The organism is Lysinibacillus sp. CNPSo 3705 (assembly GCF_028674935.1).
GTDB lineage: Bacteria > Bacillota > Bacilli > Bacillales_A > Planococcaceae > Lysinibacillus.
In genome coordinates this window covers 93,566-101,085 of the sequence record NZ_JAQZSD010000007.1, presented here as the reverse complement: position 1 = coordinate 101,085, position 7,520 = coordinate 93,566, and the positions used below count along the sequence as shown (strand labels likewise).

Genomic DNA, 7,520 nt, shown 5'->3' with positions numbered 1-7,520 from the left:
AGGCATTTCAAAATACGGAAGCATTTAAGCAATTAGCCGCAAATCGCTACAAAATAGAAGCGAAGAATAGTGAATTAAAAAACGGACACGGGTATGATAGGGCATCGACTGCGGGTCTATTTGGCATGGGAATTCAAGGTGCTACAACTGCTACTAAACGAAATTGAATAAGGAACAGAGACAGAAATAAGGTTCGCTATTATAAAACCGTAAGTTTTTCAGTCCCCTCCCTAGGCTTGGCATCCTCCTCTTTTGGCTAAGATGTGATTTACTTTATAACATTAAATACATCGAAAAAGCATGGATCTATTCTGCACTTAATAGCATCTAGAATACAGGGGCATTATTCGAATGGCCATAGATAGGATAGAGTAAAGGACGATAGTATATTTTTGTCAATACTAAATTATGAAAAAATTAGTTGACTGAATGCATTCATTAAGTTACTATTACTAGCGAATAAGAAAGAGGTTCATAGCGCATACCCTCTATAAAAAACTATGGATGACGTCATTTACGCCATATCCCAAAAATGCGGATATGGCGATTTTTTTTTATTAGATTTAATGCGTAATGAACTTCTCACAACTTGAGGAGGCATTTTTATGGCTGGAAGAAATGAAGAACAAGGATTACAAAATTTAACCCTACTCGGTAACCAAAACACAAAGTATTTATTTGAATATTCTCCGGAGATACTTGAGGCAGTTGAAAATTTACATACGAAAAACGATTTTTTTGTGAAATTTAATTGCCCGGAATTCACGAGCCTCTGTCCAATGACAGGGCAGCCTGACTTTGCGACTATGTATATATCTTTTATTCCAGATAAAAAGCTAGTGGAGAGTAAATCTTTAAAGCTCTATTTATTTAGCTTCCGTAATCACGGGGACTTCCATGAGGATTGTGTTAATATCATCATGAATGATTTAATTAAACTGATTGAGCCGCGCTATATTGAAGTGTGGGGTAAGTTTACGCCACGTGGTGGTCTGTCCATTGATCCATGGTGTAACTATGGTCGCCCTGGCACAAAATATGAAAAAATGGCGGAGCACCGTTTGATGAACCACGATCTATATCCTGAAAAGGTAGATAATCGTTGATGCTATACTATTTAAATGGGTTGTTTGTAGGTTTCTTAATTTTAGCAAATGTTTTAGCTGTTAAAGTGTTTAGTATTGGCGAATGGATGATGCTTCCGGCAGCAGCGATTTTAATTATTTTCACGTATCCTCTTATTGATGTAATTTGTGAAGTATATGGCAAGGAAGCGGGCGCTCGCACGGTAAGAACAGGGCTTATGGCACAGGTGTTTGCAGCGTGCTTTATCGCGATTGCCATTGCATTACCACCTGCAGAAGCCTTTGTTCATCAACAGGAGTTTGAGACAATTCTCGGCGGTAGTATGCGTGTCATTATTGCAAGTCTTGTAGCCTATACGGTTAGTGTTAATTTGGATGTAGTGATATTTAATAAATTAAAAGAAAAGCATGGAAGCGGTAAACTTTGGCTTCGAAACAATGCGTCTACGATGTTAAGTCAACTGATTGATACTGCATTGTTTATTACAATAGCCTTTTATGGAATAATGCCAATTAAAGTGCTACTGACATTATTTATAACACAGTATTTGTTTAAATTTTTTGCGTCCATTGTAGCAACACCACTTGTTTATGGGCTAGTTTTCGTTGCGCGAAAATTTGATAAACGTAAGGGCTTTGAAGTATCTCATTACTGAGATGGTTCAAAGTATGAAAAACAAGAATGGATTATATTTAATGTTGGGCGTTTACTTCACTTTGTTTGTTGCAACTTTGAAGATTTATCGGAACAAAATCTCATTTTATCGGAACAATTTTAGCTTTTATCGGAATATTTTCTCGTATTATCGGAACCATTTCAGTTTTTATTGCCCCTAGGTCGGAACGGAAATCTAATCAACCTCTCTTTTTGCCGAAAAGCTTTACTTAATTTCATGAACAAAATAGATTATCAACAACTCGAAGCCATCTCATTGCTGAGATGGTTTTTTAATGTGCGTTTTGCGGAAACTGCGTTGCTTATTTGTACTTAATAATATTTGTAGTATAAAAATCCCTCTTAGTCTATTTATAGCTCCATTTTTGCATATATGCCATATTACGGAGGAGCATATACTGTCTATAAGAAGGAGGGAGGTGAGTATTGATGAGAATTAACTGGATGATCCGTTTGCAGCATAAACCATTTTTATTGGCGTTATTTTCGTTGATTTTGTTACTCGCGCAGCAAGTAGCAACTATTTTTGGCTATGACTTAACGAGTGCAATGAGTGAGCAGGCAACGCACATCTTAAATACCGTATTATCAATTTTTGTTTTAATAGGAGTTGTAGTAGATCCAACTACACGGGGAACCAGTGATAGTGAACGTGCTTTAATGTATCGAAGACCGAGATAAATAATGAGGTAAAAATAAATTAAAAGTGTAATTTTACAACAAGGATAAATATGTTATAATGTAAAAAATTGATAGTGCAGGGAGGATGATTGAATGTCGCTTGAAATGGAGCGGAGGATTGCCACGCTTGAGCAAGAAATGATGGATTTACGGCAGGAATTAGAGGGCTTAAAGCGTCAGCAAGCTGTTGAGAAAACAAGCACATTGAACGCCAGAAAATCCATTATTGAGCAATCTACGCCAAAACTAGCGCAAAGCCCAAAGCCAAATTCAAGCTTGGAACAAAAGCCAAAAACAATGCCAGCCCCAGAAAAAAAGATGGAGCCACAGCGAACGTTGGAAGAACGTTTTATGTGGGCACTGCCAAAAGTATTTATGGTCATTTTAGTGATGGGGGTGCTTTGGGGGCTTAAGCTTGTGAGTGATTATGGCTATTTATCAAATGAGGTTAAAATTATTCTCGCCTATGCATTATCGCTTGCCTTAGCCGCAACAGCTTATGTGTTGGAACATAAAAAAATAGGGTCTTCAGCTATCACGATATCTTTATACGGTGGGGCGTTTATTGTTGGAATATTAACAACCGCGGCTAGTGCGATATTGTATGAAATCATCGGTTTAACGATGGCACTTGTTATTGCAGTCGTTTATATCGGCTATGGTATGGCTATTAGCTATTTAAAGAAAAACGAAGTACTAACGATATTCGTAGCGTTTACCTCATTATTATTACCTTATTTACTAGAATATATGGATTTTAGTCCTATCATTATTTTAATCTATGTAGTTGTCCTATTTACGATGCTGCAATTTGTTATTCATCAACACAAGCAGAAATTGGCTCTCTATATAGCAACCTTTTTCTCAGTGCTAGCTATCAGCATTATAGCGTTTATGAATCAAGACAATCGAGCTGTTTTTGCAATAGGTTTCCTTGTTGTTTTATCGATTTTTTACACGAGTTGGTGCCGTTTATATAATGCAGAATCTAAATTGAAATATATTCATGTTGGGCTTCAATTTAGCCTAGGAGCCTTTAGTTTATTGCTCTTGGACTTTATCATTAGTCCTATTGAATATAGCGAAGCACTATTATTCATATTAGTTTGCTTGTTTGCAGCTTTAGCGGGTTATGGCTATAAGCAAAAATGGCAGGAGGCATTTGATAGTGCCGTAACACTCGCATTTATTACACTATGTAATACACTACTAGTTATGAATTTCCCGGAGAAAGTGGATCATTTGCTCATCCCGTTCATCACCTTTGCGGGCGTAATGATGAGTTTACGTTTACGAGTTAGTATGATGAAGGTTGTCAGCTCATTTTCATTTATGATTACACTCGCTTTAAGCTTTATAATTCATGAGCCAGCACCATTCTTCAGCATAGACCATGCTAGCTTAATCATGCCAGGAATATATCTCCTAATTATTTATGTATATGCAAGACGTCCGAAAGAGACACAGACTGTATTTGAAAAAGTAATGAAGGAACTATATGTCATTGACTTTTTAGCGGTAATAACGACTGGTTATTTCTTAGCTTATATCGGAAAGCTGGATGGTACGTACTTTGCAGGTGCTGGTAATATTCCGCATCTAATGTATATGATCCTCGCTGTACTTTTCGCGGGATCACTTTTAGTGCCAACCAAATACAAAGGTCGTGCATTAACGCCGGTCCTTACTGTATTTTTTATTCTCTTCACGATAATGCTTGAAATAATTCCATACAATATGCAAGGTGTCGAGTGGTTAAATATAGTAACAAGAATTGTGTATATAGCTGTAATCGTAGCGATTATGATCGATTTACTGATGAAGGGGCGCATTTATCAAAGCTATAAAGAGCAAATAGAGAAACTTCTTGATCCAATTGTTAGTGCAGGTATGGTGCTGACGATGATATCTGTTTGGGGGCTCATCGCTCAGCTTTCCTTCAACAGTTTGCTTGATTGGAAGCTAAGCATTGCCTTCTCAACGATTACATTATTCCTGACAGCAAGTATCTCCCTTTGGCTTAGCAACGTGCGAAACTTACGAACATTACGCATAACAGGTTTTATCATCTTAGTTATTGCGTTTATTAAGCTTATATTCTTTGATTTGTCAGCACTAGACTTACTAATACGAGCAGTCCTGTTTATGACGATTGGTGGGATTGGGTTGCTGTTGTCGGGTAGGTTGTTGCGGAAATGAATAAATTATTTAGACACTACGTATGTTTTCACAAAAAAACGTTTACCTAATTTTGGGTAAACGTTTTTTTACATTGTATTGTAATTTAAACGAAGTTCTCTTATTAGGTATGGAAAGTTTTTGAAAATATATATATTCATATGAAGAAGTGGTCTTGTAAAAATTGTTTATATATGGAATAGTGTAATTATCATAAAATAGTATTAAATTGGATGGTCGGTAAATATTAGTTGCTATAAACACTGTTTTTATAGTGTTTTAAGGAATAATAGACTTTTTTAATATCTTATATTGATAAAAGTATTATCGGCAGAAGGAGGGAGAAAATGAAGCGAAAAAATAGAGAATTATTTAACAGTCAAGGGGGATTCTCTTTAATTGAGGTTATTGCTTCTTTAGTTATCATAACTATCATCTTAGTATCCTTTTTTGGCTTACTCATTCAATCGAACAAAACAGGAAAAAGCTCTGAACAAATTATTGATGCAACCTATTTAGCGCAAAAGGAAATGGAGAAAATGTATAACTACTTCAAATCCACCAAAATCGAATCTTGGGCATCTGACTTTCCATACGTAAACGAAAAGGATGAAGAGAAATCGAGCGGTAATACCACTCAGTATAAAGTGACACCCATGAATGCTAAACATAAGGAAATTATAATAGTGAAAGCTGAAGATATGTCGCCTGATAATACAGTTAGGATTACTATCGAAGTCTATGATTCAAGAGGGAAGATATTAAAAGCAAAAGTGCAAAATATCTTTAGCTTATAAGGAAAGAGGTGGTGCATATGTCTAAATTTCATAATGAGAGAGGCATGACCTTACTAGAAGTTTTGGCTGTAACCGTAATAGTTACGCTAGTTTCTATTATTCTAATGTCGATTTTAACGAATGGCAAGACTTCTAGCGATAAACAAATGAAATCAAGTGTCCAATTGTCTGATGCAACTTATATTTTGAAAGTTGTCACTAAAGATACTCGTAAATCTACAAAAATTATTACGAAAGACTTAGATGATTGTACAGAATATATATTATCTAATAATCAAAATAATCAAAAATACAACTATATTTTTTGTCGTAATAATCAGACAATTGAAAGGGATGATGAAATAATTGCAGTGAATGTACTTGATTTTAAAATTAAAGATAAACGGAGTCATATAATAATTGATATTACAATGCCAAATAACAAGCCCTTTTCATCAACTATATATTTTAGAGGAGGTAGCTAGATGTTTAAGTATTTAAAACAAGAAAAAGGGTATTCGTTACTTTTAGTAATTTTGGCAATTGCTTTACTATCAGTTCTTGGAATTATGCTTTTAACACTGACAGCAAATTCATTAAAGATTTCTACTAGTGAGCGAGATGACCAATCTGTATTTTACATTGCAGAAGGTGGTTTAAACAGTACAAAAAGCAAAGTCGAAAAATTAGCTAAAATTACATACGATCAAAATAGAAAGGATTTCAATAAGCTACCTCTTGATAAAAGAAAGCCGGAAAAATTTAAGGTAGATTTTATTGATGCATTTGAACGTAGCTTACAAAAAACCTTTGAAGAGAATACCCAATCAACATATACTACTACAGTCACTTTTGATGAACAATTTAAAGAAAAACCTATTGCGAATGTAACGATTGTTCAAGAAAATACGGAACCTTTGCAATATAAAATAACGTCTGTTGGATCTATTGGTAAGAAAACGAGAGCCGTAGCGCAAACAATTACAGTTAATTTAGGGAGTGGAACGGAAACTGGCCCTGCTTTTTCAAATGCTGCTGCTATCCACGCTATTGACAACATCGTACTTGGGGGCGGTAAGTTTAATGGGGATGTTGTATCGGAAAGTGGAAATATTGCTATTAAACAAGATGATACAAAAATTAGTGGGAAAATTGGAACGACATTGGATAAATTTTCAAAACCAGACTGGATGACTATTACAAATGAGATTATAGGGAATGTTGCGTTTCCTGAAGATATATTGCCATCTTTCCCGGATAATCAATTTACTAATTTAAGCACAAGGCCATATACGAAATCAATACAAGTTACGATTGGTGGGGAGCGAGTTCAACATTTTTTAAAAAATAATTCAATTGAAATTGAAGGGGATCAAAAGATAAATGGTGAACCGAATTTCAGTGGTATTCTTCCGATTTCTCAGGATATGTACGTCAAGACGCTTATGGTTGCTTCGAATAATATATTAACGATTGATGTTGGTAATTCAGACAAAAATTTATTTATAGATAACTTTCACTTCTCTCAAGGTCATTTAAAGGTTATAGGAAGTGGTAAATTAACTTTGTATATCAAGAATGCTTTTGATTTAAAGGGGGATTCAAGTATGAATAATACAGGGGACATAGGTCGATTAAGTGTCTATTATGCAGGCACTTCGCCGATGGATTTTACTGGTAATACACGCACAAAAGCCTCTATTTATGCTAAATCAACCAATATAAACATTGATGGTTCGGGTAGCGTACAAGGAAATATCTATGCAGGTGGATCAAATATCACTATTGAAGGAGGATCTTATAATCATAACTTATATATATATGCCCCTAATGCAAGAGTCATATTGGGGGGATCAGGAACAGTTATAGGCGGAATAATGGCTCATACAGTCAATACTAGTGGAGCTCCAGCTGTTACGTACAAACCGAAAACGATTGAAGATACAATATCAAATGGTGGCTTGATTTTTGAAGAAAATAACAATTTAACGATTTCTAAAGGTATGCTTGAAGTTGACTAAATAGCAATAAGCTGTTGAAAAACATATATTCTTCGATTTGTCGGGATGGTTCTTGAGGAAATAATAGAAAAGGGTTGTTTACAATGACTGTGTGAAATCAGTC

At 35.2% G+C, this 7,520-nt stretch carries 7 protein-coding genes and 1 pseudogene; all 8 read left to right on the top strand.

The genetic code is table 11. The features are described 5' to 3' along the window. Positions 1–167, top strand: a pseudogene (locus tag PVA17_RS04600) (IS5/IS1182 family transposase); the annotation flags it as partial. A gap of 438 nt (positions 168–605) precedes the next feature. Continuing rightward, positions 606–1,106, top strand: a complete 501-nt coding sequence (gene queF, locus PVA17_RS04595) for a preQ(1) synthase (RefSeq protein ID WP_274067025.1) — start codon at positions 606–608, stop codon at positions 1,104–1,106. Then, a complete protein-coding gene (locus tag PVA17_RS04590; protein ID WP_274067029.1) occupies positions 1,106–1,741 on the top strand; it encodes a queuosine precursor transporter in 636 nt (211 codons plus the stop codon). The genes queF and PVA17_RS04590 overlap by 1 nt, the downstream gene beginning before the upstream one ends. Positions 1,742–2,190: 449 nt before the next feature. Next, positions 2,191–2,442: a phage holin gene (locus tag PVA17_RS04585; protein WP_132363255.1), complete on the top strand. Its 252-nt coding sequence runs from the start codon at positions 2,191–2,193 to the stop codon at positions 2,440–2,442. A 93-nt stretch (positions 2,443–2,535) separates the two neighbouring features. Further along, positions 2,536–4,641 carry a DUF2339 domain-containing protein gene (locus tag PVA17_RS04580; protein ID WP_274067024.1) on the top strand — a complete coding sequence of 702 codons (2,106 nt, stop codon included), beginning with the start codon at positions 2,536–2,538 and terminating at the stop codon, positions 4,639–4,641. 326 nt (positions 4,642–4,967) lie between these two features. After that, a complete protein-coding gene (locus tag PVA17_RS04575; RefSeq protein WP_132363251.1) occupies positions 4,968–5,417 on the top strand; it encodes a type IV pilus modification PilV family protein in 450 nt (149 codons plus the stop codon). 17 nt (positions 5,418–5,434) lie between these two features. Then, positions 5,435–5,881 (top strand): type II secretion system protein, encoded by a 447-nt coding sequence (locus tag PVA17_RS04570; protein ID WP_132363249.1) that lies wholly within the window; start codon positions 5,435–5,437, stop codon positions 5,879–5,881. Beyond that, positions 5,882–7,417 (top strand): DUF7305 domain-containing protein, encoded by a 1,536-nt coding sequence (locus PVA17_RS04565; protein WP_274067023.1) that lies wholly within the window; start codon positions 5,882–5,884, stop codon positions 7,415–7,417. It begins immediately after the preceding gene. The last annotated feature ends 103 nt before the right edge of the window (positions 7,418–7,520 follow it).